The organism is Chryseobacterium pennae, from assembly GCF_003385515.1.
Taxonomy (GTDB): Bacteria; Bacteroidota; Bacteroidia; order Flavobacteriales; family Weeksellaceae; genus Chryseobacterium; species Chryseobacterium pennae.
The window spans coordinates 159,886-186,469 of sequence record NZ_QNVT01000007.1 but is presented as its reverse complement, the minus strand read 5'-3'; the positions used below and the strand labels follow the sequence as shown (position 1 = coordinate 186,469).

Annotated in this window: 23 protein-coding genes; 12 read left to right on the top strand and 11 right to left on the bottom strand. The window is 36.4% G+C overall.

The window, feature by feature from the left end; genetic code table 11:
- Positions 1–251 precede the first annotated feature (251 nt).
- From DRF65_RS09795 to DRF65_RS09785, 3 genes are all read left to right on the top strand, one after another.
- A complete protein-coding gene (locus tag DRF65_RS09795) occupies positions 252–3,140 on the top strand; it encodes a SusC/RagA family TonB-linked outer membrane protein (protein WP_115970569.1) in 2,889 nt (962 codons plus the stop codon).
- A 26-nt stretch (positions 3,141–3,166) separates the two neighbouring features.
- Positions 3,167–4,675: a RagB/SusD family nutrient uptake outer membrane protein gene (locus tag DRF65_RS09790; protein ID WP_115970568.1), complete on the top strand. Its 1,509-nt coding sequence runs from the start codon at positions 3,167–3,169 to the stop codon at positions 4,673–4,675.
- A gap of 142 nt (positions 4,676–4,817) precedes the next feature.
- Positions 4,818–6,644 (top strand): alkaline phosphatase, encoded by a 1,827-nt coding sequence (locus DRF65_RS09785; protein ID WP_115970567.1) that lies wholly within the window; start codon positions 4,818–4,820, stop codon positions 6,642–6,644.
- A 197-nt stretch (positions 6,645–6,841) separates the two neighbouring features.
- Here the strand turns inward: DRF65_RS09785 and DRF65_RS09780 are convergent, their stop codons facing one another.
- The 6 genes from DRF65_RS09780 to DRF65_RS09755 all read right to left on the bottom strand — a co-directional run bounded on the left by DRF65_RS09780 (position 6,842) and on the right by DRF65_RS09755 (position 12,369).
- Positions 6,842–7,837: a phosphatidylinositol-specific phospholipase C gene (locus DRF65_RS09780; protein WP_228438607.1), complete on the bottom strand. Its 996-nt coding sequence runs from the start codon at positions 7,835–7,837 to the stop codon at positions 6,842–6,844.
- Positions 7,838–8,075: 238 nt separating this feature from the next.
- A complete protein-coding gene (locus tag DRF65_RS09775; protein ID WP_115970566.1) occupies positions 8,076–8,741 on the bottom strand; it encodes a hypothetical protein in 666 nt (221 codons plus the stop codon).
- Positions 8,742–8,759: 18 nt separating this feature from the next.
- Entirely contained in the window at positions 8,760–9,248 is a 489-nt protein-coding gene (locus DRF65_RS09770) for a hypothetical protein (protein WP_115970565.1), read from the bottom strand.
- Between the two features lie 85 nt (positions 9,249–9,333).
- The gene (locus DRF65_RS09765) at positions 9,334–10,560 is read right to left on the bottom strand and encodes a 3-phosphoshikimate 1-carboxyvinyltransferase (RefSeq protein WP_115970564.1); all 1,227 of its coding nucleotides are present in this window, start codon (positions 10,558–10,560) and stop codon (positions 9,334–9,336) included.
- A gap of 73 nt (positions 10,561–10,633) precedes the next feature.
- On the bottom strand, positions 10,634–10,960 hold the full coding sequence (locus DRF65_RS09760; RefSeq protein WP_065395382.1) for a nucleotide pyrophosphohydrolase: 327 nt from the start codon (positions 10,958–10,960) through the stop codon (positions 10,634–10,636).
- Positions 10,960–12,369, bottom strand: coding sequence for a hypothetical protein (locus DRF65_RS09755; protein WP_115970563.1), 1,410 nt, complete (start codon positions 12,367–12,369; stop codon positions 10,960–10,962). The genes DRF65_RS09760 and DRF65_RS09755 overlap by 1 nt, the downstream gene beginning before the upstream one ends.
- A 183-nt stretch (positions 12,370–12,552) precedes the next feature.
- Here DRF65_RS09755 and DRF65_RS09750 point away from each other — a divergent pair, with 183 nt between their 5' ends.
- The 7 genes from DRF65_RS09750 to guaB all read left to right on the top strand — a co-directional run bounded on the left by DRF65_RS09750 (position 12,553) and on the right by guaB (position 19,008).
- Positions 12,553–12,804: a type B 50S ribosomal protein L31 gene (locus DRF65_RS09750; protein ID WP_027375398.1), complete on the top strand. Its 252-nt coding sequence runs from the start codon at positions 12,553–12,555 to the stop codon at positions 12,802–12,804.
- A 261-nt stretch (positions 12,805–13,065) separates the two neighbouring features.
- A complete protein-coding gene (locus DRF65_RS09740) occupies positions 13,066–14,226 on the top strand; it encodes a putative sugar nucleotidyl transferase (RefSeq protein WP_115970561.1) in 1,161 nt (386 codons plus the stop codon).
- Positions 14,227–14,325: 99 nt separating this feature from the next.
- Positions 14,326–14,835, top strand: a complete 510-nt coding sequence (locus DRF65_RS09735) for an RNA polymerase sigma factor (RefSeq protein WP_115970560.1) — start codon at positions 14,326–14,328, stop codon at positions 14,833–14,835.
- Positions 14,810–15,481, top strand: coding sequence for a hypothetical protein (locus DRF65_RS09730; protein ID WP_185148460.1), 672 nt, complete (start codon positions 14,810–14,812; stop codon positions 15,479–15,481). The genes DRF65_RS09735 and DRF65_RS09730 overlap by 26 nt, the downstream gene beginning before the upstream one ends.
- Positions 15,482–15,530: 49 nt before the next feature.
- Positions 15,531–16,811, top strand: coding sequence for a DUF4252 domain-containing protein (locus DRF65_RS09725; RefSeq protein ID WP_115970559.1), 1,281 nt, complete (start codon positions 15,531–15,533; stop codon positions 16,809–16,811).
- A gap of 10 nt (positions 16,812–16,821) precedes the next feature.
- Positions 16,822–17,322 carry a DUF4252 domain-containing protein gene (locus tag DRF65_RS09720; protein ID WP_115970558.1) on the top strand — a complete coding sequence of 167 codons (501 nt, stop codon included), beginning with the start codon at positions 16,822–16,824 and terminating at the stop codon, positions 17,320–17,322.
- Between the two features lie 225 nt (positions 17,323–17,547).
- A complete protein-coding gene (guaB, locus tag DRF65_RS09715; protein WP_115970557.1) occupies positions 17,548–19,008 on the top strand; it encodes an IMP dehydrogenase in 1,461 nt (486 codons plus the stop codon).
- Positions 19,009–19,059: 51 nt separating this feature from the next.
- On the opposite strand, the gene DRF65_RS09710 is transcribed toward guaB, so the two are convergent.
- The 5 genes from DRF65_RS09710 to DRF65_RS09690 form a co-directional block, all read right to left on the bottom strand.
- Complete coding sequence (locus DRF65_RS09710; protein ID WP_228438605.1) at positions 19,060–19,326, bottom strand: KTSC domain-containing protein; 267 nt, start codon at positions 19,324–19,326, stop codon at positions 19,060–19,062.
- A 22-nt stretch (positions 19,327–19,348) separates the two neighbouring features.
- Positions 19,349–20,035 carry a T9SS type A sorting domain-containing protein gene (locus DRF65_RS09705; protein ID WP_115970556.1) on the bottom strand — a complete coding sequence of 229 codons (687 nt, stop codon included), beginning with the start codon at positions 20,033–20,035 and terminating at the stop codon, positions 19,349–19,351.
- A gap of 5 nt (positions 20,036–20,040) precedes the next feature.
- A complete protein-coding gene (locus DRF65_RS09700) occupies positions 20,041–20,634 on the bottom strand; it encodes a phage tail protein (RefSeq protein ID WP_115970555.1) in 594 nt (197 codons plus the stop codon).
- Between the two features lie 106 nt (positions 20,635–20,740).
- The gene (locus tag DRF65_RS09695; protein ID WP_228438603.1) at positions 20,741–22,618 is read right to left on the bottom strand and encodes a hypothetical protein; all 1,878 of its coding nucleotides are present in this window, start codon (positions 22,616–22,618) and stop codon (positions 20,741–20,743) included.
- Positions 22,618–23,688, bottom strand: coding sequence for a DUF4407 domain-containing protein (locus DRF65_RS09690; protein WP_115970587.1), 1,071 nt, complete (start codon positions 23,686–23,688; stop codon positions 22,618–22,620). The genes DRF65_RS09695 and DRF65_RS09690 overlap by 1 nt, the downstream gene beginning before the upstream one ends.
- Positions 23,689–23,903: 215 nt before the next feature.
- Here DRF65_RS09690 and DRF65_RS09685 point away from each other — a divergent pair, with 215 nt between their 5' ends.
- Together DRF65_RS09685 and DRF65_RS09680 are read left to right on the top strand one after the other, a co-directional pair.
- A complete protein-coding gene (locus DRF65_RS09685) occupies positions 23,904–25,844 on the top strand; it encodes a zinc-dependent metalloprotease (protein ID WP_115970554.1) in 1,941 nt (646 codons plus the stop codon).
- A gap of 262 nt (positions 25,845–26,106) precedes the next feature.
- Positions 26,107–26,562: a hypothetical protein gene (locus tag DRF65_RS09680; RefSeq protein WP_115970553.1), complete on the top strand. Its 456-nt coding sequence runs from the start codon at positions 26,107–26,109 to the stop codon at positions 26,560–26,562.
- The last annotated feature ends 22 nt before the right edge of the window (positions 26,563–26,584 follow it).

Below are 26,584 nucleotides of genomic sequence, written 5' to 3'. Positions count from 1 at the left end.
AGAGGAAAACCTGTTCTTTCGTCTGGGTCTGATGGATTCTAAACTTAAGGTAAAGTTAATCTTAGCTATGTATAGAATATCGATAGAATAATTACTTTAATAGTTTATCATATTGTAAATAAACAAGTTAATTTTTGTTATTGAATCCAATATTCATGAGAAACTAAAATTTCTTAATAAAAACATAAGGAAATATTAATCTAACGGGAGGTAGGGCTGTTCTAATTTTGCATCTAATTAAAAAGGATGTCATGAATGTATTTAAAATCCCTGTCTCAGTAACATATTTAACGGGTAGGGTATTACTTATTGGTGCAATTTCAGCTTCACCGATGTTCCTCTCTCAAAAAAAAGACAGTTTAAAAGAAAAATCCATCGACGAGATTGTCGTTGTTGGATACGGAACACAGAAAAAAAGTAAGGTTTCCGGTGCTGTTTCGGAGGCTTCATTGGATAAGCTTACTTCCAGATCTCTGTCTGGAGTAGGTGAAGTTCTTCAGGGAAAAGCTCCCGGAGTAACTGTAGTGAACGAAGGAGGAGATCCTAATGGCTCCCCTAAAGTAAATATCCGTGGTCTGGGCGGGGTGAATGGTGAAACCCCTCTTTATGTTGTGGATGGCGTTGTTTTTAACGGAACTCCTGCTATTAATCCTAACGATATTCAGGATATTTCTGTGCTTAAGGATGCTTCTGCTGCTATTTACGGAGCTAGGTCTTCCGGAGGGGTGATCCTGATTACCACAAAAAGAGGAAAAAAAGGAACACTGACAGTGGATTTTGATGTAAAATACGGAATTAATCAGGCATGGAAATTAAGAGAATCTTTAAATGCTGCAGAGTTCCAGGATGTAATGCGTCAGGCATATGAGAATGCAGGAAAACTGAGCAGTCTTCCACTGGCCTTCGATGCTGAGAAATATGCTGATGGAGGTATTACTAGAACCAACTGGATGAAAGATATCTTCCGTACAGGAACCATCCAGGAATACAATGTAAATCTTAGCGGAGGAAGTGATAAATCCAAATTCTTCGTAGGAATGAACCATAGAAGTCTTGAAGGAATTTTATTGAACACTCAGGCAAAACGATATAACTTCAGGGTAAACTCTGAACACAAAGTAAAAGACTGGCTGACGATTGGAGAGAATATGTATTATAATTACTCTGACGGAAATACAGCCAACACAAAGAATGGATATACAGGAGCTTTGGTTGCTGCCATGTATTACCCACCTAACGTTCCGATTTATACACCATCAGGAGCCTTTTCAGGATTACCCATTGATGTGGCAGGAGGATATGGAGATATGATTAACCCGGTTGCTTATCTTAAAAGAATCAGTATTCAGAATCCTACCCATGAGATATTGATTAATCCTTATATCGAAGTTGCGTTAGCTAAAGATTTGAAATTCCGATCCAACTTTGCTCAAACATTTAAAATAGGAAATGTGAAAGAATTTACTTCCAGAGTGTTGGAGGTAGGGAAGATCTTCGATACCAACAGTTTGGAATATCAGAACAACAATGTATCTACCTCTCTTGCTGAGCAGCTCCTTACTTATAAATTCACAACGGGTAAACATAGTTTTGACTTTCTTGCAGGTTTAACGTTCCAGAAAACAACAGAAGATGGGTTCCGGGCAAAAACTTTTGATTTCAGAAGTGAAGCGGAAGCCTTCCGATATCTTCAGAATGCTGCAGATACTTATAAAGAAGCAGAAAGTTATAAATACAGAAGTGCTTTAACTTCTTATCTGGCAAGGGTAAACTATGACTATGCCGGAAAATATATGATCAGTTTACTGGGAAGGAGAGATGGAACATCTTTAGTCTCTAAAGAAAAACATTTTGCAGATTATTATTCCATTTCAGGAGCATGGATGGTATCCAAAGAAAATTTCATGAAAGATATTGTATGGCTCTCCAACCTGAAATTAAGAGGAAGTCATGGTATTTTAGGAAACCTTGGCGGGGTTTCTTACCAGGCAGTAAATCCGCAGATGATTCGTGATAATAACATTATTTTCGGACAGGATCCGACACAGAATATTGCTTACTACGCGAAGACAAGGCCCAATCCGGATTTAAAATGGGGGAAATCAGAACAAACCAACTTTGGGGTAGATGCTTCCTTCTTCCGTAACAGGCTTTCTATGCAATTTGATTACTTCGTGAAGAATTCAACTGATCAAATCTTCAATGTGAACCTTCCGAGTACAGCAACCTATGTAGATCAGTATGTAAATGCAGGGTTGTTTCAGGATAAAGGATATGAAATAGGAATTAATTTTAATGGTAAAAATACCGGAGATTTTACCTATTCAATCGGAGTAACTCTTAGTCAACTAAAAAATACGGTGAAGCAGTTAGCCGATGTGGATGAGATTTTTGTTAACAGTAATAACGTACGTGGAGTTCTGAAGCCTACCCGTATAAAAGTGGGCGAATCTCTTTATTCTTATTATGGTTATAAGACCGATGGGATTTTCCAGAGCCAGGCAGAAATTAACAATTATAAAGATGCTAACGGTAATCTTATTCAGCCTAATGCGAAACCCGGAGATATTAAATTCCTGAAAAAAGAAGGCAATACAGGAGCATTGAATAATAATGATTTTGTAAACCTTGGAAATCCATATCCAAAATTCTCTTACGGATTCTCTTATAACATGACCTGGAAAAACTTTGACCTTAACTTATTCTTTCAGGGTGTCTATGGAAACAAAATCTTCAACGGATTGAAATTTATTTCATTAAACCCAGGAGGAACAGGACAGAATTATAATATGGACAGAGATATCCTGAATGCATGGACGCCTCAGAATACCAATACCAATATTCCAAGAGTGGTGCAGGGTGATCCAAGCGGTAATTACTCCAAAGTATCAGATTTCTATGTAGAAGACGGTTCTTATTTGAGGCTTAAAAACCTTACAGTTGGATATTCATTACCACGTGAACTTTACAAAAAACTTGATGTGAATAAAATCAGAGTGTATGTTACCAGCAATAACCTGTTTACCATTACCAAATATACAGGTTTTGACCCTGAAGTGGGAATGGAAACGTATGGCGTAGATACCGGGAGATATCCTCAGGCCCGTTCATTTATTTTCGGACTGGAAGTCGGGTTTTAATCTAAAACAAATTTAAAAGTAAAAAAATGAAGATTTTCAATACAATCATTTTAATAACAGGGCTGTCAGCATCAGTATTGTCATGTACCAATGAACTGAACATTGAGCCGGAAGGTACTCCAACAGAAGCTAACTTCTGGAAAAGTGAAAATGACCTTATTACAGGAGCCAATGCCATGTATAAACCGCTTTCTGACAGTGAATTCTATGGAAGAGGTTTTTTCTGGTTTATCAATGCCAGTGACGATATGGTAACAGGAAGATCGAAGAGTGAGGCAGATAATGTGAAGAATTTTAGCAGCAACTATATCGCAGCAGGAGATCTGGAGACTCAATGGAATAAAAGATATACAGTGATAGGGGTTGCTAACCGTGTGATCCGTAATGTGAATAATATTCAGGCTTCACAGGCTGTGAAAAACAAATATTTGGGAGAAGCATTGTTTATGAGCAGTAGAATGTATTTTGAACTTGCCTACAGTTATGGAAATGAAAAAGCAGGTATTCCTATCATAGACCGTACAAAAGAGCCGGATCCTAATCCAATTCCAAGAGCTGCCAATGTAATGGAAAACTACAATTACATTGTAAATGACTTGAAAAAAGCAGCAGAAATATTGCCTAGCCAGGAAGAACTTCCAGCTAAAGATTATGGAAGACCCCATAAAGCAGCAGCTTGGGCATTGTTGGCTAAAGTATATCTGTTTATGAAAGATTGGAAGAATGCAGAATATTGGGCAAATGAAGTAATGACCAAAGGAAACAGAAATTTACTGAATAATTTTGGAGATGTTTTTAAAGCTGAAAATAATTACAGTTCAGAATATATCTGGTCAGTACCAAGTACTACTAAATTTAATGGAGTAGGAAGTATCCTTCCGGGAGTAATGTTAGAAAACAAAGGTTGGGGAAAATATAACGGCTGGGGATACTTCCAGCCCACAAAAGAACTGTATGATGAATATGAAACAGGGGATCTTAGAAGAAGTGTAACCATCCTTAAAGAAGGAGATCAGTTTACTTTTGATGGGGCAGTAAGAACATATGCCAGCTCAAACTCCCTTACAAAATGCCAGTTCAATAAATATATGGATGCTTTCAAATATCCATTTAAAGATGGACACGTAAATGCCAACGGAGATTATCCTTGTACAGATCTTTCTGTTCCCATTATGCGTTATGCTGAGGTAATCCTTATTAAAGCAGAAGCATTACTGATGCAAAATAAACCTGCAGATCAGGAAATCAATATGATCAGAAAACGTGCTGGTCTTATCTCAAAAAGTGGCTGTACTATGGCTGATCTGAAACACGAAAGACGTTGCGAGCTTGCTGGTGAATGGGCAGACAGGCACAGAGACCTTGTGCGTTGGGGAGATGCGCAGGCAACCTATGCTAAACCACTTCATGGTATGGACGGAAAAGAAGCATGGGCAGCCAGAAACTTCAACCCGGCGGTTCATAATGTTTGGGCGGTACCACAGGTTGAGATTGTCAACAGCCATGGTATTATTAAACAAAATGAAGGTTGGTAAAATTTTAATCTTATATATCAGTCACGATATCATTGCAGGAACTCTGTGATGATATCGTGTTTTAAAAGGAAATATAGAATAACGATGTTAATGATATGAGTGATATTCTATTTTAACCTACAAAAACCATAAAAATTTACGAATGAAATTATCAAAAATATTGGGTTTGCTGGCCCTGGCAGTTTTCTCTGAAAATCAGGCACAGAATTATTTGAATTATAATGTTGGGAATGCTCATTCTCACAATGATTATATGCAGGAAATCCCTTTTTGGCAGGCATATTATGCCAATTTCGGTTCTATAGAGGCAGATGTTTTCCTGGTAAAAGGAAAGCTTTGGGTAGCACATATAGAAAAAGAGCTTTCTGCAGACAGAACGCTGGAAAATTTATATCTGGATAATATTTCAAAACAGATCAAACTAAATAAAGGGACCATTTATCCGGATGCGAATAAAAAATTACAATTGCTGATCGATATTAAACAGGATTATAAAACGACTCTGGCTGCATTGGTTAATACATTGAAAAAATATCCGGAAATTACTGGAAATTCCGGAGTGAAAATAGTGATCACAGGGGGGAGACCTCAGCCAGGTGATTTTAAAAATTATCCAAATTATCTTTATTTTGATGGTGATCTGGATAAAGCATATTCTGGTGACCAATTAAATAGAATCGGCATGTTCAGTGCAGATCTACCCGGTCTTGTAAAATGGAATGGAAAAGGAATTCCGAGGGATGAAGAAACGGAAAAGATCAGAAAAGCTGTAGACAAAGCACATACCCAGCAAAAGCCGATGCGGTTCTATGGCGCTCCGGATTTCCCTAATGCCTGGGTGAATCTGATGGATATGGGAGTAGATTATATCAATACCGATCATATTCCGGATCTTAAAAAATTTATGAACAGCATTCCGAAGAATTATTATAAAAACACGAAGGAATATGCAACTTATACACCCACTAATAAAACAGACGGAATCAGTAAAAAGGTGAAAAATGTAATCCTTTTGATTCCGGACGGAACTTCCTTACCACAATATTATGCTGCGTTTACTGCCAATAAAGGAAAACTGAATGTTTTTCATATGAAAGCTACAGGTTTGTCTAAAACCAATTCATCCAATGCCTACGTTACCGATTCTGCACCGGGATCTACAGCATTTGCTACAGGCGTAAAGACTAAAAATACATTTGTTGGGGTTGATACTATGGGAAAAGCGCTGGCTCAGATTCCTGATATTATTGCTTCTAAAGGACTTGTATCCGGATTGATCTCTACAGGGGATGTAACCGATGCAACTCCGGCAGATTTCTATGCCCATTCTGATAACAGAAACAGTTCAGAATCTATTCTGAAAGACTTTGCTACCTCAAAAACCAAAATTCTGATTGGAGGCCCTACGAGCGGATTGACACAGGAAACGGAACAGAAACTTAAAGAGGCAAAAGTAGACCTGTATCATAACCTTAAATCGGTCGAAAAAATAAATAACAAAACCCTTATTATTGATCCTCTTGCTTCACAAAGAATCACCAACGGAAGAGGAAACTGGCTGGCTGAGGCTTTTGATCTTACCTTAAATGATCTGAAGAATAATAAAAAAGGATTCTTTATGATGGTGGAAGCTTCCCAAACTGATGGCGGCGGACACAGCAATAATATAGAACAGCTTGTCACCGAATTGCTGGATTTTGACCATGTGGTAGGAAAAGCTATGAAGTTTGCAGATGAAAATAAAGAAACATTGGTCATTGTGGTAGGAGATCATGAAACCGGTGGCCTAACCCTTCTGGACGGAAGCCTGAAAGAGGGTTGGATATTCGGAAACTTCAGTACCAACGACCATACCTCTATTCCTTCAAGTGTTTTTGCCTATGGTCCGAATTCCAAAGAGTTTACAGGACTGATTGAAAATACAGAAATTTTCAACAAGATCATGGCCGCATACGGAATTGAAAAATAACTGAACTTATTCAATGTATACTTTTAATAGAAATGTAGTCTTTAACAGCTAAAGACTGCATTTTTTTATTTGTTGTAAATGTTGCTTCATTGAATACCCATAAAATAAAAATCCTTGTAATCTTCTCAAGCTGCAAGTATAAAAAAGCTGCCTCTTATTGGAGGCAGCTTCACGACTACAATTTATATTTAATTACACTAAAAATTAGTTTTTACAATCAGTTCAGCCAGTTCAGTGTTTACAAAATCAACAGGCATGATTCCATAAGAACCTTTTGTATTGCTTTGGAAGAATGTGTTAAGTTTAGGATTAATCGCATTGGAAACCGTAGGAATACTTGGGATTCCGAAGATTCCGGGCTTATAACCACTGGTGAAATTGATGAATAGTCTGTTACTGCTGCTGCTTTTGGCTTCATTGAAAAGATTGGAAATTCCGTTCCATTTATCATCATTATTGGACACCTTATAATAATCCTGAACCTTAAGCTGAGCCCCGGGATTATTGATTTCAAAAGTGGTATTATCTGCCCATGAAGTAGCATTGATTCCTTTAGATGTTCCGGATGAAAACCGTCTGAGTAATTTAATCTTTCCTCTTACTTCTCCAAGAGTAGGAATAGTTGTTCCAAGATCCCATTTTGAAGGATTTTTCTGAATGTATGAATCAAAAGTGCTCTCAAAACTTCTTGTGGTATTGGAGGCATCATGTTCTTCTTTTACAGACATGATAATGGTTTCTGATGGATGGCTTGCCAGGAAAGCATAACAAGCATTAAGAACATCATCAAAATTTAAATTCTGGTAAATAGCGCCATGATGGATCGTAAATGAATTATCAATATGTCTGCAACGGATATCCAGGAATCGAACTCCTGCATTCAGCTGTTCAGCAATACTGAGGTTTTGTGTCTTTGCTGTACCTGTTACTACGGGGGCATCTATACGCGCTCCGGAATCATGGGTGCCGGGAATGGAAATTTTTGAAATTGAAATATTATCCTGCAATCCAGCCATCCAGCTGTTCATTTCTACAGGAACCAGAGCCATTTTATAACTCGATTTGTTGAGAGGATTAAGACCTGTTTCATTGGAATCCCTTTCTACTACTCCTTCTGAACAGGAAAAGAAAACTGTTGCAGTGGCAATGCTAAAGGTAAAAATTTTTACATATTTCATGTGGTGCTTGAACATAGTTTACATTTTAATTGGAGTTAAAATTAAGAATATGTCAAGCAGGTAGGAGTTAATTTAACTTTAAAAGATGATTAAATTGTTGTATGGAAGGTAGGAGGCTGGGAGTTGGAAGAGGGAAGTACTTTGAGTCGAGGATGAGGTATTTTCTTTTTTATATACTGAAATAGCAGATCAAAAGTCGGCTATAGCTTTTCCAGGATAGATAACCTCCATCTTCAAGCATGCTGGTTCCATCTTAAAATACAAAATCTTCCTTCAATCCCGGAATTTTGAACTTGTGTTCACCCATTTTGAAATCATCCATTTTAATAAGGGTCTTAAGCTTATAATTAAATTCCTTGTTGAAGCTTTCTGGTACTTTGGTCTCATCATCACATGACGAATACTCTCTGTCCACAATGACTTTTCCTGTAGAAAAATTGATTTCATTGGTAAAATCAAACTCACAGTTATCTGCAAAATTATCATAGGAACCTATGAGATAAAAATCTCCGTTCTGGAATCTGAAAGTATGTTTATTAGTCAGGGTATGTCTTGAATTGCTGGAGAAATGCTGTTCGACAATCAGGCAGTTGTTTTTAATCTGAATGTCAAGAATATTACCATCAGGATAAAAGCCCATCCTACTTGAATAAAGCAGAGTAGAATTTTCTTTCCAGATCTTAAGATTTCCCTGATCATTTTTCAGAATATAGAAAACTCTTTTATAATCTTTTTCTTCGGCAGATATTGGTTTATCAGTATCGAATACAAGAACAGTTTCATTCTTGCCATCCTTATCCAGATCTCCTTTGATCTCCTTCACTTTTTTATAACCTTTTGGGACAGAAAAATTTTTCAGGTTTTGAGCAAAAGACAGAGTTGCAAGTATAATGGCAATACAAGAAAATAACTTTTTCATAGGAAAAATATTCAGGAATTATAATCCTGTATTCTCTTTTACAATCAATGTGGATTCGTCCAAACTGTTTAGATTGCCCTTTATCGATTTGTATATCCCCGGAATATCGGTTTCTTTCCCTTTGTTATCTGTTACAGTAACTCCTGTGGAATGGGATGCATCTTCCGCATAATAAGAATTGTATACCTGATACTGATAGTTATTATTAGTGAATGACAAGTAACTCAGATCCATTCCTGCATTTTGCTTCCCTCCGCCTCTGTGATAAGATCTGTAGCTAAACTGTTTCCAGCTATCTTTAGTTCTTGCTGCAGGAAACTCCATTTCTACTTTAGTCTTATTTCCGAAACGATATTGAATGTATTCATCTTTTTTATCTTTTACCAATGTCATTTTCTTTCCGTTTTTTGTTTCAAAAGAATAGATGATTTCTTCATTGGGAAGAAGGTACTGTGCCCATATTGATAACGGAAGCGTCAGGGCAAATAAGATCAGATATTTTTTCATGATTGGGTGTGGTTTTTAATGGATGCAGTAATTTGAGAATACTCAATGATTCATTCTCAAACTACCACATTTTCAGATTTTCAAATTAATTTGACATAATGCTTGAAAGGTCTTCCCAGAACATCGGGTAAGATTTTTCCACAACATTTTCATCTTCAATAGTAAGTTCCCCGATCAGGCAGTAAGGGGCAAAGCTCATGGCCATTCTGTGATCTTGGTATGTTTTGATTGAAATAGATTTTTCAGGTTCTCCAAAACTTACCGATTCAATGGTTAAATCTGTAATTTCTGTTTCTGTACCCAGCTTCTTCAGTTCATTATATAAAGCCTGAAGCCTGTCTGTTTCTTTTACTCTTAATGTCCCCAATCCTGAAATTTCAAAAGGAATTTTCAATGCAGCAGCCGTTACACAAAGTGTTTGTGCAATATCCGGACAGTTGTTCATGTCGAGGATAATTTTTTCAGGGAAAGAAAAATCAGGCTGAGGTTCCAGCGTAAGTTGATGTTCAGCTTCAGAATAGGTTGTTGTAATCCCGAAGAAATTCTCATAAATTTTTGCAATAGCTGAATCTCCTTGGGTAGATTCTTTGTAGAAACTTTTCAGATGAATGGTTTCTCTTCCCAACGCACAGATCGAGTAGAAGTAGGATGCAGAGCTCCAGTCACTTTCCACTTCGTAGCTTTTGGTGGAAGCGTCATTATTTTGAGTGAAAGGTTCTACTTTAATGGTATTTCCTTCAAAGCTGTTTTTAATTCCAAATCTTGTCAGAATATCAAGGGTCATTTCAATATAAGATCTTGAAGTCACTTCTCCCACAAGACGAATTTCCAGTCCGTTTTCAAGTTTTCCTGCAATAAGAAGCAGAGAAGTAATAAACTGGCTGGAAATATTAGCAGGGACATTTACAGAAGTCTGTGTAATCTTTTTTCCTGTGATTTTTAAAGGGGGAAACCCTTCGTTTTCCATATATTCGATCTCAGCACCAAGATCTTTCAGGGCACTTACCAGATTTTTGATAGGCCTTTCCTTCATTCTTCCGGAGCCGGTAAGTATTGTAGTTTTTCCCTCCTGAATAGAGTAGTAGGATGTAAGGAAACGCATCGCTGTTCCTGCATGGTGAATATCTACTACATCCGTAACTTCAGACAATGCCTTTTTCAGCAATTGAGTATCCTGAGAATTAGATAAATTCCCGATTTTTATATTACTAAACAGACTTTCCAGAATCAATAAACGATTCGAAATACTTTTCGAACCGCTGATCTGTACTGTTTTATTTCCTATTAATGTTGATTTTTCTAGCTTCTTCATTATTTCTTCAGATTTCAGAATCCGAATGCCGTATTTCAAGTGTGATTGTATTTGAAATCTAGCATCTGGAGTCTTATTTTAATTTCTCATTATTCTGATGACGATCTTTATCACGATCGGTTTTTATTTTCATTTTTCTGTCAAAAGCATCCTGCAGATTAACACCGGTTTGGTTAGCCAGACATAATGTTACAAACAGGACATCTGCCAGCTCCTCGCCAAGATCTTTGCTTTTATCACTTTCCTTTTCACTCTGTTCACCATATCTTCTGGCAATGATTCTGGCTACTTCACCTACTTCTTCAGTAAGCATGGCCATATTGGTCAGTTCATTAAAATATCTTACACCGATGGTTTTTATCCATTCGTCAACCTGCTGTTGTAATTGCGTAATTTCCATTATTGATAAGCTCCGAGTGTAGGGTTAGTGGTTCTTGATTCATTTACAATATCAAAAGGTACGTTGCCTGCTACAGTTACATTTCCTTTTCCTTTTGCCGGAGATGTCGTTTTTACTCTTAGATTCATTTTTGCAGCAAAATAATTCATAAACTGAGGATCCTCATTTTTGATTGTCTCTACTACATTTACATTATTATCAAACGTAAACCCAGCTTCTGAAGTACCGGAATATTTCAATAAACAGTTTTGAATTATGTAGTCAAACTGTTGTCCGGGTGTTGCTTCAAACTGTAATGCATTATCCCTGTCAGAATAAACGATGCTGTTTCTGAGGTTAAATTGCTGTAAAGCACCTTGCTCTGACTGTCCTTTTTCATTCTTCCATTCATTCGTTACGAAGATCCCATTTCTGTTAAAAGTTCCCATCGATTTAGAATAGTTGGCAACAGTAGCATGAGTATAATTATGGCTTCCGCCTTTGAAAATCCCGATACATGATGAACCACAGTTATTCATCACTAAGTTGCTTGCTGTAACTTTAGAATTGACGGCATAAATTCCATATTCAAAGAAAGTATGTATAAATGAATTGGTAATATTGGCAGTGGTCTGTTTCATCTCCAGACCTTTTGTTCCTCCGAATAATCTGGCGTGATTCATATTAAGAATAGATGCAGGTTCCATTTTAATAGAATTCCAGTTTTTGGATATCGTATCATAATAAGGATCATTCCTGTCACCACGAAGGATAACCTGCTTGTCTAAAGTACCATTAATATTTAAAACAGCATTCGATGAAACTTTCATTCCACTGTTTTTGTGGAAATATACCTTGGTGCCAGGATCTATATCCAACGTTACGTTCTTATCCAGGGTAAGATCTCCATAGATGATCTTCGCCTTATTATTGGTCCAGGTCGTAGAACTGGTAATTACATTAGGATTCGTAGGAGTCTGAATAAAGAATTCTGCATCCTGAACCACAGAGAACAGGGTTACATGCTGCTGCCCGGCAGGTCCTGTGAAAATTACCTTATCTTCAGCAATGGCTTCCGGCCCTGTTGCCTGTGGAGCAATCTCTACATATATATATAGGCTGTCTTTTTTTCTCAGAGGAACATCTTTAAAATCATATCCCGGTTTTCCATCCACATTGATTCTGTATAATGATGATGCCCCATTCTCAAGATTCACCCTTGGGATCAGAATATCTTTATCCTCATTATTATATACTTTTACTACATAGGTTTCGGAACGTACCTGATTATAAACGGTATCACAGAATACGGTATCTCTTGAAAATCTTAACTGTTGTGAAGGTGCATCAAACGTAATGTCATCCTTATTACATGATACTGCGACAAGGAGCATCCAGAAAGAAAAAGCCAGTAATAATTTGAATTTCATCGAAATTAAAGTTTAAGTAAGTTCCAAATTTAACGAAAATACTTTGAATTTCTTATCAATAAAAAAATATTGAATTCACTATTTGGATATTAGAAAAAAAGTTGTACTTTTGCAACCTAAAATTAGCAGAGAAATATCCATTACTATTTCGAAAGCAAACTTTAATTTTTTAAAAATAGCATTATGAAAAACGGAATCCACCCAGAAAATTATAGACTTGTTGTTTTCAAAGATATGAGTAACGACGAGGTGTTTCTTTGCAAATCTACTGCAGAAACAAAAGATACTATCGAGTTCGAAGGACAAGAGTATCCATTAATCAAAATGGAAATCTCTTCAACTTCTCACCCTTTCTACACAGGTAAAGTTAAGTTAGTTGACACAGCTGGTAGAGTTGATAAGTTCATGAACAAATACAAAAAATTCGCTAAGTAATTTTTGTATACTCAAAATATTAAAGCCTTTCAATCTTTTGGAAGGCTTTTTTGTTGTAAAAAATAAATGACAGAACTTATGAACAAGATAGGATATGTCAAAGGTATCATCCATCTCTCATCTCTTTGTCTCTTATCTATCCATTTATTATCTTCTGTCTTCTCTCCCAACTTCTCCCATCTTTTTGTATTTTTGTTTTTAGACAGTAAAAGTTCGGCCTTAGTCTTTACCTTCTGTCTTGTAACCTTTAACATCTAAAAAATGCAATTAGTATTTTCAGACGCACAATATTGGGAAGATTTTCTTCCGCTTACCTTTACAAGACCGGTTGCAGCGATGCGATGCGGAATCCTTACTTTCTCTGAAAGATGGCAGAGAATTCTGGAGAATACAGAAGTTTCTTTTTTTACAGAAATGTACCTTCAGGATAAATTTAAAGTTCCGGAAGAAAAAGAGAGTCTTTTTATCGTTCCGAACTTTATTCCCACAGAATCTGTTATTCAGCAGATCAAAGACCTTAAGCAGGGAGAGGCATTGGTATATGAAGATGAATTGGTAGCAGCGAAGATTAATATGAAAGGGTTTTCCCTTCATCAGATCGAAAAAATGACGGATATTAAGGAAGAACTGATCTTTTTCAAAAAGCCGGCCGATCTGTTTACTTACAATCATCATGCGATTGATTTTGACTTTGCTCTGCTTACCCATGGAAGAACTTCACAGGAATTGTCTTCTACCAATGGGTTTTTAGGTGACAAAAAAGACCTTTTCATCGAAGAGGGGGCTTCTGTTGAATTTTCAACGATCAATACGAAAACAGGAAAAATCTATATCGGGAAAAATACAGAAGTAATGGAAGGGTGTCATCTTCGTGGGCCTATTGCGCTTTGTGACGATTCTAAATTTAATCTAGGGGCTAAAATCTATGGTGCTACCACGGTAGGGCCACATTGTAAAGTAGGAGGAGAAGTAAACAATATTATTATTTTCGGATATTCAAGCAAAGGCCATGAAGGCTTTGTCGGAAATTCTGTGATTGGCGAATGGTGTAACTTTGGAGCCGATACCAATTCATCCAATATGAAAAATAACTACGGACATGTAAAATTCTGGAGTTACAGAACCAAAGCTTTTGAAGATACAGGTTTACAATTTGCCGGGATGATTATGGGTGACCACTCTAAAACTGCTATCAATACTCAGTTAAATACCGGAACCGTTGTAGGAGTGGCATCCAATATTTTCAAACCGGGTTTTCCACCGAACCTTGTGGAAAATTTCTCATGGGGAGGTTTAAAAGATGATGAAAGATTCAGATTGGATAAAGTGTATGAAGTGGCAGAAAGGGCGATGGCGAGAAGAAAAGTAGCTTTAACGGAAGAAGATAAGGCAATTCTGAAGCATATTTTTGAGACATATTAATCTAATGATAATAAAAACTTCAAATATTTTTGAAGTTTTTTTATTTTTGATGTAATAGATTGTAAAGACCAATTGTCTTACCTATAAGAAACAAAACTCATGACCCAAGAAACTTTCAAGAATACGGTGTTTATTCTCAAAGACGAGATGTATCGTTTTGCGAAGCGATTCGTCATGAGTAGTGATGAGGCAGAAGATGTAGTGCAGGATATTATGATGAAATTCTGGCAGAAACGGGATGAACTGGAGCAGTTTGGGAATTTAAAATCCTATGCGCTGAAGTCTGTCCGGAACGAATGCCTGAACCGTCTGAAGCATCACGATGTGAAGATAGGCTTTGCGGATATGCAGCTTCACCGGTCGGAACTTTACAGTATGGAAGTTGATAATCTTAAAGAATATATTATAGGATTTATCAATCAGCTCCCCGAAAAACAGAAACTGGTGATCCACTTGAAAGATGTAGAAGAGTACGATGTTTCTGAAATTTCCGAAATGCTGGAAATGGAGGAAAATGCAGTAAGGGTAAACCTTATGCGGGCAAGACAAAAAGTAAAAGAACAAATCTCACAACTGATGAGCTATGAAAAAAGATCAATTACAAGATAAATACGATGAAATCTTCCGGGATATAAAGGAAGAAAAAATGGAATGGAGCTTTGATGATTTTCTTCAACAGGCAGAAAATACAAAGCCTGAAGAGAATGCAACTCCTGTTATTCCGTTGGAAGAAAAGAGAAAGCCCTCTTTTCCCAAATGGTTCTGGATGGCCGCCAGTATAATGCTGGTCTTTGGTGTCGGACTTCTCCTTAAAAACAATTCCGGAACAGAAGTTCATGATAAGGAAAGTCTGGTGAAAAATGAAGTATTAAGGCAAAAATCCGGCTTCATTGAAGAAAATAATAATCACCAGGAGCAGGTGGCAGTAAATCATACCGATTCTATTTCAGGAACAAAAAAAGATTCTATCTTTCAGGATAATCATGTGGCTGAAAAAGATGTAATGGATGAGATATTGCCGAAAAGAGGAAGACTTAAAAAAGAAAGAAAACCAAGGTATGCAGACAACTCCTCTTTACAAAATAATAAGTCTAAAGATTCTACAGGATATGAAAATTCTTATGTCATTGTAAATGGTAAAAGAATAGACAATGTAGAAGAAGCAATCAATGTAACAAAGTATTCATTCCAGATATTTGCAAATAACGTTAGTGAAAAACTGGCACAGCCTACGGTGGTAGATGATGATTATTAATCGGAAAAAGAATTGCCATCATTAACCTTAAGAAAATAAAAATTGACTCATGAAAAAACTATTCATAATATTCGCTCTCGCTTTTTCCCATTTCTTTAATGTATATGGACAAAAAGATAAATTTGACCAGCTCTTTGACAAATATCAGGAAGTGGAAGGAGTAACCTCTATTAAGATTGCAAAACCAATGTTTGGTATGCTGAGCAGTCTCAATATAGATGATTCCCAGCTGGATCAGATTAAACCGTTATTATCAAAAATCAACGGATTAAAAATTCTTATTACTGAAAATCAGGAAAAAGGAAATACTGTTGATGGCCGCAAGGTTCAGACTAATACGTCTCAGCTGGGTAAAGATATTTCATCTTATTTGAAAAATCTGAACTATAGCGAAATCATGTCGGTGAATAACGCAGGGGCTAAAGTGAAATTTCTTTCCGCAGAAGCTAAGAACGGTATTTTAGAAGACCTGTTGCTGAGTATTGACGGGGGAAACGGTGAAAACATTTTTGTAATGCTTGACGGAAAACTTTCCATGGATGATGTAAGCAAGATCATCAACTCCAGCGAAACGAAAAAGAATCCGGTAACCAGCACAAGAAATAGCCTGACTTCAGAGAATAATTCATCTTACCTGAACGGAGAAGCAAGGAATGTAGGCGATTTTTCAGGAATCCAGGTGAGTACAGGAGTAAACGTAATCTTTAAACAGGAAAAACAAACCAGTGTAAAAGTGATTGCAGATGCAGATAAGCTGCAATATATTATTACAAAAGTGGAGAATGGAGTTTTGAAAGTTTATATCGATAATAAAGGGGTAAGAAATCTGAGATTTAAAAATTTGAGTATCAATGTATCTTCCCCAAGAATGGAAAATATTGATGTATCATCAGGATCTAACTTTACAGTAGTGCAGTCTATTCAGGAGAAAAATATGAAAATTGATGCTTCATCCGGTTCCAACCTAACAGGAGATTTCAAGGTTTCAAATACTACAAACATTTCAGCTTCTTCCGGATCAAATATCAGAGCAGGAATTACATCGGGGAATATCGGTGTCAAAATTTCAAGCGGTTCCAATATCAGCCTGCGCGGAAAAGCAGACTCCGGAACTATTGATATCAGTAGTGGAGCACTGTGTAAAGCAGATGATCTGGAATTTACTTATCTTGAAACAGAAGCTACTTCCGGGGGTAACCTTAGTGTAAATGTATCAGGAAAACTGAAAGTAAGGGCCTCTTCAGGAGGATCGGTAAGATATAAAGGAAGACCTGAAATAGATGCCAACATCAGTAAAACATCAGGAGGATTATTAAAAGCAATAGACTAAAATCATCACCATGAAAACTCTTAAAACTATTTTATTTTCGCTTTTGGTAATAGGTACACTTCAATCCTGTATTGTTTCCAGTAAACCAAAGATGGATTTCTTCTCAGATTCCGGATATGATTTTAAAGGTGCCAGGTTTACAAGTTTTAATGTGCCACTAATGCTGGCCAAACCCTATATCAAGAAAGCTCTGAGAAAAGATGGGGAAAGTGAAGAACTCATCAGCCTTATCAAAAAGATCTCTAAAATAAAGATTCTTACAGTAGAAAACGGCAGTAAAGAAATGCTGAACGACTATGCTAAATTCCTAAATAATAATCATTTTGAAGAGTGGGCGACTATAAAACATAATGGAGAAAATGTAAATCTACGCGTGAAACAGGAAGGAGAGGCCATTAAAAATATGCTTATTACTGTAAATTCACATAAAGAATTGGTTTTTGTGGATGTAAAAGGAAGTTTTACCCCGGATGATATTTCAAAAATGATCAATGCCGTTGCAGATAAATAATCTTATTAAGAATTTTGTTTAAAACAGCAGATTGCTTTTTAATCATGAGAGAAAATTAATTGTTGCAAGTAGTTTCAGACATAATCAATTTATTTTGTAAAGGAAAACCGTTCTTAAAAAGAGCGGTTTTTCGATTTAAGTTATTGATTATTAATTTTTATTTAAACTATTAAAAATGATTTTCATATGTCGTTAAAATAACCTAATTTTGCACAGAAAGTAAAGATGTCTATTCATAACAAAATTGTAGAGACAGCCATCACTTTCGATGACGTTCTTCTAGTCCCTTCTTATTCAGAAGTTTTACCTAATCAGGTTTCATTAAAATCAAGACTTACCGACAAAATCACGCTGAATGTTCCGATAGTTTCCGCTGCAATGGACACTGTTACTGAAGGTGATTTAGCAATTGCCCTGGCAAGAGTTGGAGGTTTAGGCTTTATCCACAAAAACATGACGATTGCCGAGCAGGCAGCACAGGTAAACCGTGTGAAACGTTCCGAAAACGGGATGATTTCAGATCCGGTTACCCTATCAAAAGACTACACTTTAGGACAGGCTAAAGAGATGATGGCTAAGTTCAAAATCTCAGGACTTCCTGTAGTGGATACTGATAATGTTCTTATCGGAATTATTACCAATAGAGATGTAAAGTATCAGGAAAATCTTGATGTGAAAGTAGAGGAGATCATGACAAAAGAAAACCTGATCACTTCAGACAAAGATACCAATCTTGAAAAAGCAAAAGAAATCCTTCTTAGAAGCAGAGTAGAGAAATTACCTATTGTAGATAAGGATAACAAACTTGTAGGTTTAATTACCATTAAAGATATCGATAATCAACTAGAATATCCAAATGCCAATAAAGACCAGAACGGACGCCTTATCGTAGGAGCCGGAGTGGGAGTGGGAGAAGATACTTTAGACAGAATTGAAGCTTTGGTACAGGCTGGAGTGGATATTATTGCTATTGACTCTGCACACGGACATTCTAAGGGAGTTTTAGATAAAATTTCTGAAATCAGAAAAGCTTATCCGAACTTAGATATCGTAGGTGGAAATATTGTAACTGCTGAAGCGGCTGCAGATCTTATCAAAGCAGGGGCTAATGTCCTTAAAGTAGGTGTTGGACCAGGTTCTATCTGTACAACAAGAGTAGTTGCCGGAGTTGGGGTACCTCAGCTATCTGCAATCTATAATGTATACGAATATGCTAAATCTCAGAACGTAACTGTAATTGCAGATGGTGGGATCAAGCTTTCCGGAGATATTGTAAAAGCTATTGCAAGTGGAGCAGGAGCAGTAATGCTGGGTTCTCTTTTAGCAGGTACAGACGAAGCGCCAGGAGAAGAAATTATCTTCCAGGGAAGAAAATTCAAGTCTTACCAGGGAATGGGAAGCCTTTCTGCCATGAAGAGAGGAGGAAAAGAAAGATATTTCCAGAGTGAAGCTAAAAAATTCGTTCCGGAAGGAATTGAAGGAAGAGTACCACACAAAGGAAAATTAGAAGATGTGATCTTCCAGTTAACCGGAGGTTTAAGAGCTGGTATGGGATATTGTGGGGCTAAAGATATTGAAGTTTTACAAAAAGATTCCAAACTGGTAATGATTACAGGAAGTGGATTGAAAGAATCACACCCACATGATGTGATCATCACGCAGGAAGCTCCTAACTATTCTTTATAAAGAATTTTAATAATATAGAAAAGACTGTCTCATCATAAAGACAGTCTTTTTTTATTTCACTTTTTTATATGCAAATCTGGGTTTGATAACCTTGTTTAAATATTTACCTCTGGATGAAGCCTTACCAAAGTTCTCAATAATATGAAGCGGGACTTTAAAATAATCATATACGGCTCCAGACTGATATATAATTCTTAATATTTCAGTTTCCGGAAAATAAATGAAATTATTGACAACACTGGATGGCATATTCAGTTTCCAGCAAAAAATATTCCCTAAAATAAAACAAAGACTTTCGGAGTCTCCAAAAGCCTTCATTAGTTTTATGAAGAAAATTATTTTATTTTTTCACGAATTTAAATTCATGAGACTGTAGATTCCTCATTATAATTTTTAAGATATACATTCCCGGAGTAAGTTTTGACACATCAACCTTTGAATCGAAGACTTCAGACTTAATAAGTCGTCCATCAATATTGTAGATCTGCATAACCTGTGCATCATTAATTCCTGAAACCTGAATGAAATCAGAAACAGGATTGGGGAAGATCTGAATTTTACTTTTGGAAATTTCCTGTATTCCTAATGTCACGCCCTGTACATCGCCCATCATGGTAGAATTGGCAGCTGTAAGATTTCCGTTACAGTCTCCATTGGTTACAGTTGTATTTTCAATCCATGTTCCTATTGCATTACCCGGAGGTATCGAAAGGGAATTATTTCCTGTTGAATTGTAATAAATTAAATAAGGAGTGGTGAAAGTGCCATTTCCTTCGTCACCAAGGAATTCCCATCTGGTAAGCGCATTGTTCCATTGAATTTTAAATTCACAGTTTCCCAACCCTCCACAGGGTTGTTGATCATTAATAGGAGTTGTCATGTAGATGTTTTTATTGAAAGTATCCACTCCTGTTTTATTAAAAGTAAAATTCTGATTTTCAAACAGGTTATGACATCCATTAAAGGTAATCGTCTGGGCTGAAGCTGAGCCTGCAAGTACCAGACATAGTAAGTAAAGGTATTTCATAACAATTAATTATGGGAAGGGAAAATACCATTTAGCGCAATAATACATTTTAATGTAATAAATGGTTGTCTGTTTTCGTGAGGTTGGTTTCCTCCGGTATTGCCTATCATACTACTTTTCATGGTAGTATCTGCTGCTGCGTCTGAATATTCTTTATCCAGAACTTTTGTATTAGCCGGAAGGCTTCCGGTGGGTACATTCTGATTTCCTTCTGCTGTTACAGCACTTACTGAATGGCTGTGGGCTGGCATTTGGGTAACTGTTAATGTTACTCCTTCAGCACCGCCAACTTCTCCTAAAGTGTAAGTGGTTCCACTTGAAGGGCTTGTCCCGTTATGAATAAGTACCCGGCCTCTCATATCCGGTAATGCGAAATTGGTGGTCCCATTTCCACCATAAGTTGTTCCCAACAGTGAAAAAAGAGCTTGGTTTTGAGCAATTGGTAAAATTTGTCCGTTACATTCGGCCCAGCCATTCGGGGCAAAATTATAGGGTACGAATGCAATTTGTCCTAAGAAAGGATCTGACCCTTGAGCTTTTAATGCAGGGGAAAATGCACTGCAGATGAGCAGTGTGCATACGAAAAGTAAATTTTTCATGATAATTGATTTTTACTAGTATAAAGTTAAAAAGAAAAAACCTTTCATATTCAACTAAAAGGCTTGATTTTATTAATGGTTTTGGTGATTTCTATAGATATTTTCTCTAGGAATTTAATAAATCATGATAATTTATTATATGCAAATATCCCTCTTCTTTAATGCTTACTACTAATTGATGTTTAATAGCTATATCATAAATTTCTTTTGGAGACATGCTTCCTTTCTCGCTAAGTGTTTTGCTCATATTTTTAAGCAGATCAAGATGAAGGATCAGATCTTCCCGTGTTTTTTGTACAAGATCCTGCATCAGTTTTTCAACTCTTTCATCTGTAATATGCTGCTGCATTCGGTGAGCATAGTCCTCCAGATTATAAGTGGCCTGATAATCTTTTTCAAAACCGTATTTCCTGATGAAATCAATGGCTAAACCTGTAGCCTGTTCCCGATCATGACTTCTTCCGATACTTGCATGCTGATCACCAAAAATAATTTCTTCAGCGATACCACCTGCCAGATAGATTTTGATCCTGTCCAGAAGGCTTCCTTTGGTATCATGAATCTGATGTGGGAAAGTAAAACCGGCTGCATAGCTGCTTGCCACCTTGCTTTTAAGCTGTAATGGAGCGAAACCTGTATAGAGCATATAAGAAATGGCATGTCCGCATTCATGGACACTGATGTTGGCTACAGCATCTTGTTGGTTGGCTTGCCGTATGCTGTCGATTCTTCCCAGATAAGGAATTTCAATAGTTCTGCTGCCAACCTTTCCGATAATGATCTTTTTATCCTGAAGATAATCGATTTCAATGCTGTTATCTTCATGAATAATGGCTTCAAAAAGAAACTTGCTCAGGTTAGTATCTAAAATATCCACTACACTGCTGAATACAGGACGCACTCCCTGAACCGGAAATACACCGTTTCTGTAGATCAGCTCATTGATTGCCTTGCTTGTTTTTAAAGAAATACCAAATTTGTTTTTTGTTTTATGCTTCAGATTATTGATCTCCCGTTGGATAAGCTTATGAAAATCTTCGGTTTTTAACGAAAAATAGATCAGATGAATATTTCCGAATCTGGCAACCTGCTCAGGGCGGAATTTTCTGGCTAAAGCATTTTTTATATCAACTATAGTTATTTTTTTAGTAAACGCGTGGTAAATATTGGCATCCACATCTGCTTCACTGGTTTCTTTTGACATCTGAAAAGCTTCATCCAGGTTGCCGCTGATGATGATCAGCATTTTGCTGTAATCTACCGGCTCATAGATTTTCTTTTCTTTCTGCTTCTTGCGGATCAGCTTAATCATATCTTCCTCTTTCATTTCAATAATGCTCATGACATCATCATCCATGCTGAGGTATTTTTTTAATTCTTTGGCATCCCAGAGGTTCAGATAAGGGTTTTCATCCAGTTCCGTTTCTCCGTTCAGTTTTCTTCTGTCATTTTCTTTTTTACGGAATAGATAAGAGAATAAATAATGTTCAAGATCTTCCCGTTCTCTTTTGCTGAGACGTCCGTCACTTAAAAGTTCCCAGAAATCTGTGAATTTGGTTTGTGGAACCGGCATCCCATCCGGATCAATCGTATTAAAACGCTGGATTTCGTCGAAGAGAGCAATACTGGGTTTTTCATCGCTTAATCCATTACTTTGTAATATATCAGACACACTTTTGCTCCATGATGTTTCATCCGAATTACTTAGTTCAATTTCTACAAAACGGTTTTGAAAATCAAGAAAACGGACCATTTTTCTCACCAGATCTGTTTTTCCTACGCCGGTCATTCCCCATAGGTTAATTACTACGGGACGGGTCAGGATCTCAGGCATCAGATACCAGATCTGGATGTATTCCATGATATCATCGATGATCTTATCTATACCGATGAATTCTTTTTTAAGGTAAGCTTTACAGTCGTCCAGCTTTTTCTTTTTCTTCCGGATTTCTTCTTTATCAATAATCATGGATGAAAAATACATTATTTTTTTAGATTATCCTTGAAATCATCAACTCTGAAATCGGTTAGCGCATTTCCTTTTTCAATTTTTTCCTTAGAATAAAGCCTGAAGTCGTTTTCGGTTTTTTCTAAAAGATAGTCATAAGGACCTACGTGAGAGATCAGTTTTACCAGCACCGGAGAAATTTCAAGACAGATGAATAATCCCATAATAAAGGTAGCTGCCAATCCTATAATGGCAGAATTTTTACCCAACTCATCCAAAGCCTGAAGTCGTGCTGCAAATCCATTGAATTTATCTTCAAAAGTTTCGGTAGACTTTCTTTCAGTTTCAAGATTCGTATATACTTTTGAAATCTCTTTATCAAGATATTCTAATCTTGGAGCTACCTGTTTCTGATAGTTTTCAAGATCCTGTCTGCGTTGCTCCTTCAATTGCTGTTTACGTTTGGCATTAGACCCGAATCCTTCTTTTCCACTGGTTAGTCCGGATTCTTTTCCCAAAATTTCCTTTTCAAGTTCTACAGAGGCAGAATCATAGGATTGCTGATAGAGGGCTGTTTTTTCTGCGATCTGTTTCTTTTCCGTTTCAAAAGGCCCGCTTTGCTGAAGAATTCTTCCTGTCATTTCACCCTGAAGCTGTTTTTTATTCCTTTGAATAATGGTATTTAATTGTTTATTCACCTCCTTTTCAAAGATTTTCAGTTCTAAAGGTTTTGAAATAATAATCCCTAAAAATGTGGCAAGAATCAAACGGGGAATAGACATCAAGATCTGATTCCACCATGTACCGGTTTTCTTAATGGAAGATACAATATAGCGATCGAGGTTAAAGATCATTAATCCCCATAGAATTCCAAACCCCACTGCTGCCCAGATATTGTCGAATACGGTATACATAGCATAACCTGCAGATAGAGTGGCGAACACCGCCGTAAAAAGTACAATTCCTCCAATTCCGGAAAATTTATTCCATTCACTTGGAGTTTTTCTTAAAATATGGATGTTCCCGCCGGAGCATACCATCAGGAACTTCTGGAACCAATTTATTTTATGATTCGTTTGATTTATAGTTTGTTGGTTTGTTTTCATCATAGAAAATTTATACAAAGGTAGTATTAAAAATCATACCAATGTAAAAGATAGTATTATGTTTTACCAAGTAATTTTATTTTATGTTTTTTTGTTGAAATATAATTTGAGGTATTTTGTATTGCTAATTTTAAAAAGAAAATATAGATTGATATTGTGTTTTTCAGAGTTAAAATGATATTTTTGTTTTTTATATTTTAATAAAATTAAGTAAAATGAAGAAAATTATTATTATTTCGGCAACTTTGTTGTTTTCTAATGTTTTTTCTCAAAGCCTGGAACGTTATTGCGGTTTTGATGAAGAACTCAAAAAAATGGATGAACAATTTCCTGCTCTGAAAAAAAGAAGAGAAGAAACAGAGAAGAAACTCAGAAGTATTGATAAGCAATCCTTTCTGAATAAAGTAGGAGGTGGAACGTCGTGGAACGGATTATACTCAGGTCAGGTTTATGAAATCCCGGTTGTAGTTCATGTTATTGAGTCTCAGGCAACTGCTAATGCAAATTTAGCATTGACTGATAAGGAAATTTCAGACTGGATTGACAGAGCTAATCAGATGTATGCTACTACCTATGGTAATGGTTTTTATCCGGAAGGAGCTGGAATAGATGGAGGGAATGTAATTCCTTTTAAGTTGGTTTTAGCAAAAAGATCACCTACCTGTACGCCTACTAATGGTATTGTAAGATATAATGGAAGTCCGATTCCTTTGTATGATACTAAGGGGGTAAAACAGGGTAACGGAGGTACTGGAGCTAGTGATAGTGCTATTAAAACTTTAGCACCACATTGGCCGGAGTCTTCTTATTTCAATATTTATGTCATCATTGGATTTAACGGGCAGCAATTGAATTCTGGTGGGTTAATGGGATATGCAAGATTCCCCGATACCTATGATTATTTTTATGAGAGCTTTATGAAAGTAGCTACTATTAAAAATCAAAATGATACAACATTAACCCATGAGCTAGGACATGCATTTGGATTGTATCATACTTTCCAGGGTGGAAACTATCAGGTGACAAGTGGAACGGCAGGATATTGTCCTCCGGCTCAGACTGATTGTACAATAGACAATGACAGGGTATGTGATACAGAGGTTTCCGGTGCTGCTTATTTTCAGTTTCCGGCACCTTCCAATACTGCTATTAATCCTTGTACGGGGGTTAATTATCAGGGCGTTCAATATAATATCATGAATTACTCAAATACTGAGCGTAAGTTTACTGAGGGACAACGAGAAAGAGCAGTGATGCAAATGATGGAATACAGAAAAAATCTTCTTAATTCAACTGCTGGTAAAGACCCGGCCATTGTTATTCCGTCTCCGGTTGCAGTTGTTGCAGCGCAGTGTTCTCCTACAGGGACTGTACATCCAACAAACAATAATTTTGCAATAGGCCCTACAAGAGTTCAGTTTGGATCTATCAGCAGTATGACCAATGGATATGATTCGGACGAACCGGCTCCTAAATTTTATGAAGATTACGCTGCTGCTACCTGTATAAGACCTGCCTATTATACAGATATGCCATTAAATTCAAGTACTCAGCTACAGGTATATTATGAAAATGGTTTACCACAGTCTGATAAATTCAAAACAAAAGTATGGATTGATTATAATAATAACGGAGTGTTTGAAGCATCTGAACTTGTGGTGAATGATCTGTCAGGTGTATTACAATCTTCAGGAGCTCAGAATGCAACCAACTATAGCAAGATGGTAACAATGAATATTACTCCACCTGCTGGTGCGGTTACAAATACATATTTAAGAATGAGAGTAGCTGTAGATGCTGCGACCTATAATGGAACTGTACTTCCGGATGTTGATGCCTGTTCTCAATTACAATACGGACAGATGGAAGATTATGCTGTACGTATTATGGGTAGTCTAGGTACTTCAGAAATAAAAAACAATACAGAATCAAAATTGGTATATATGAAGTCTGAAAATAAATTAAGACTGACAGGAGACAGTAACGAAATCTTTGGAGATTATCAGATTTATGATTTAAGTGGTAAGATCATCCAGAAAGGAAAAACTAAAACGAATGAAATTCAGATTGATAAAACCCTTCCTAAGGGAGCATTTATTGTCAACTATTTTGATAAGAATAAGAACAATAACTCTAAGAAATTCATGAATAACTAAATTTAAAAGCCCTTGTAAGAGGGCTTTTAAATTTTAATTCTATACCAGGTTTTTAATTAAGATGTTAAAAATCCTGATAGATCATCGAATATATGTGAAATGAGCGCTCATATTATTCTAATTTTATTTGAAAATGTATTTTTGGTAGATATTCTCTTTGGTAAAGATTAAGTATAATTAAATAATAATATGAAAGAGTAACTCAAGTGAAAATTTAATTAAAAGAGGGAAAGAAAATAACCTCTTTCTAAATTGTTATACTATGAAACTAACTATACTTTCTTTTTTTATTTTGTTGTCCATTACTTGCCGAGGCCAGGAAAAGCAAACTGAATATACCTATAAATTTCATCTTGATAATATGAATAAAGGAGAGGTAATTCTTGAAATCAGAAATGCTGATAAAGAATCATTTAAGATTCCTGATGGTATTGATAACAATGGATTGGTGATAACAGCATTTCAGAAAAGTGATACTGAAGCAGGAGTATATGAAGATATAGATTTTCCAAAGAAACATTTTGACTGCTTTATAGAGCCATGTTTTCCCTATAGATTTTTACTCGAAAAGAATATGGAAAAACAATATAAGTTCAATATATCCGGTAGCTCTTCCTTAGAAAAAAATAAATGGTATCGCTTTAAAGCTTCCTTGGAAACAAAGATCTGTAAAAACTGTAATTATATAAGCAGCAACTGGATTTACTTTAAGAAATAATTCAATTGAATGCTAAGCAAGA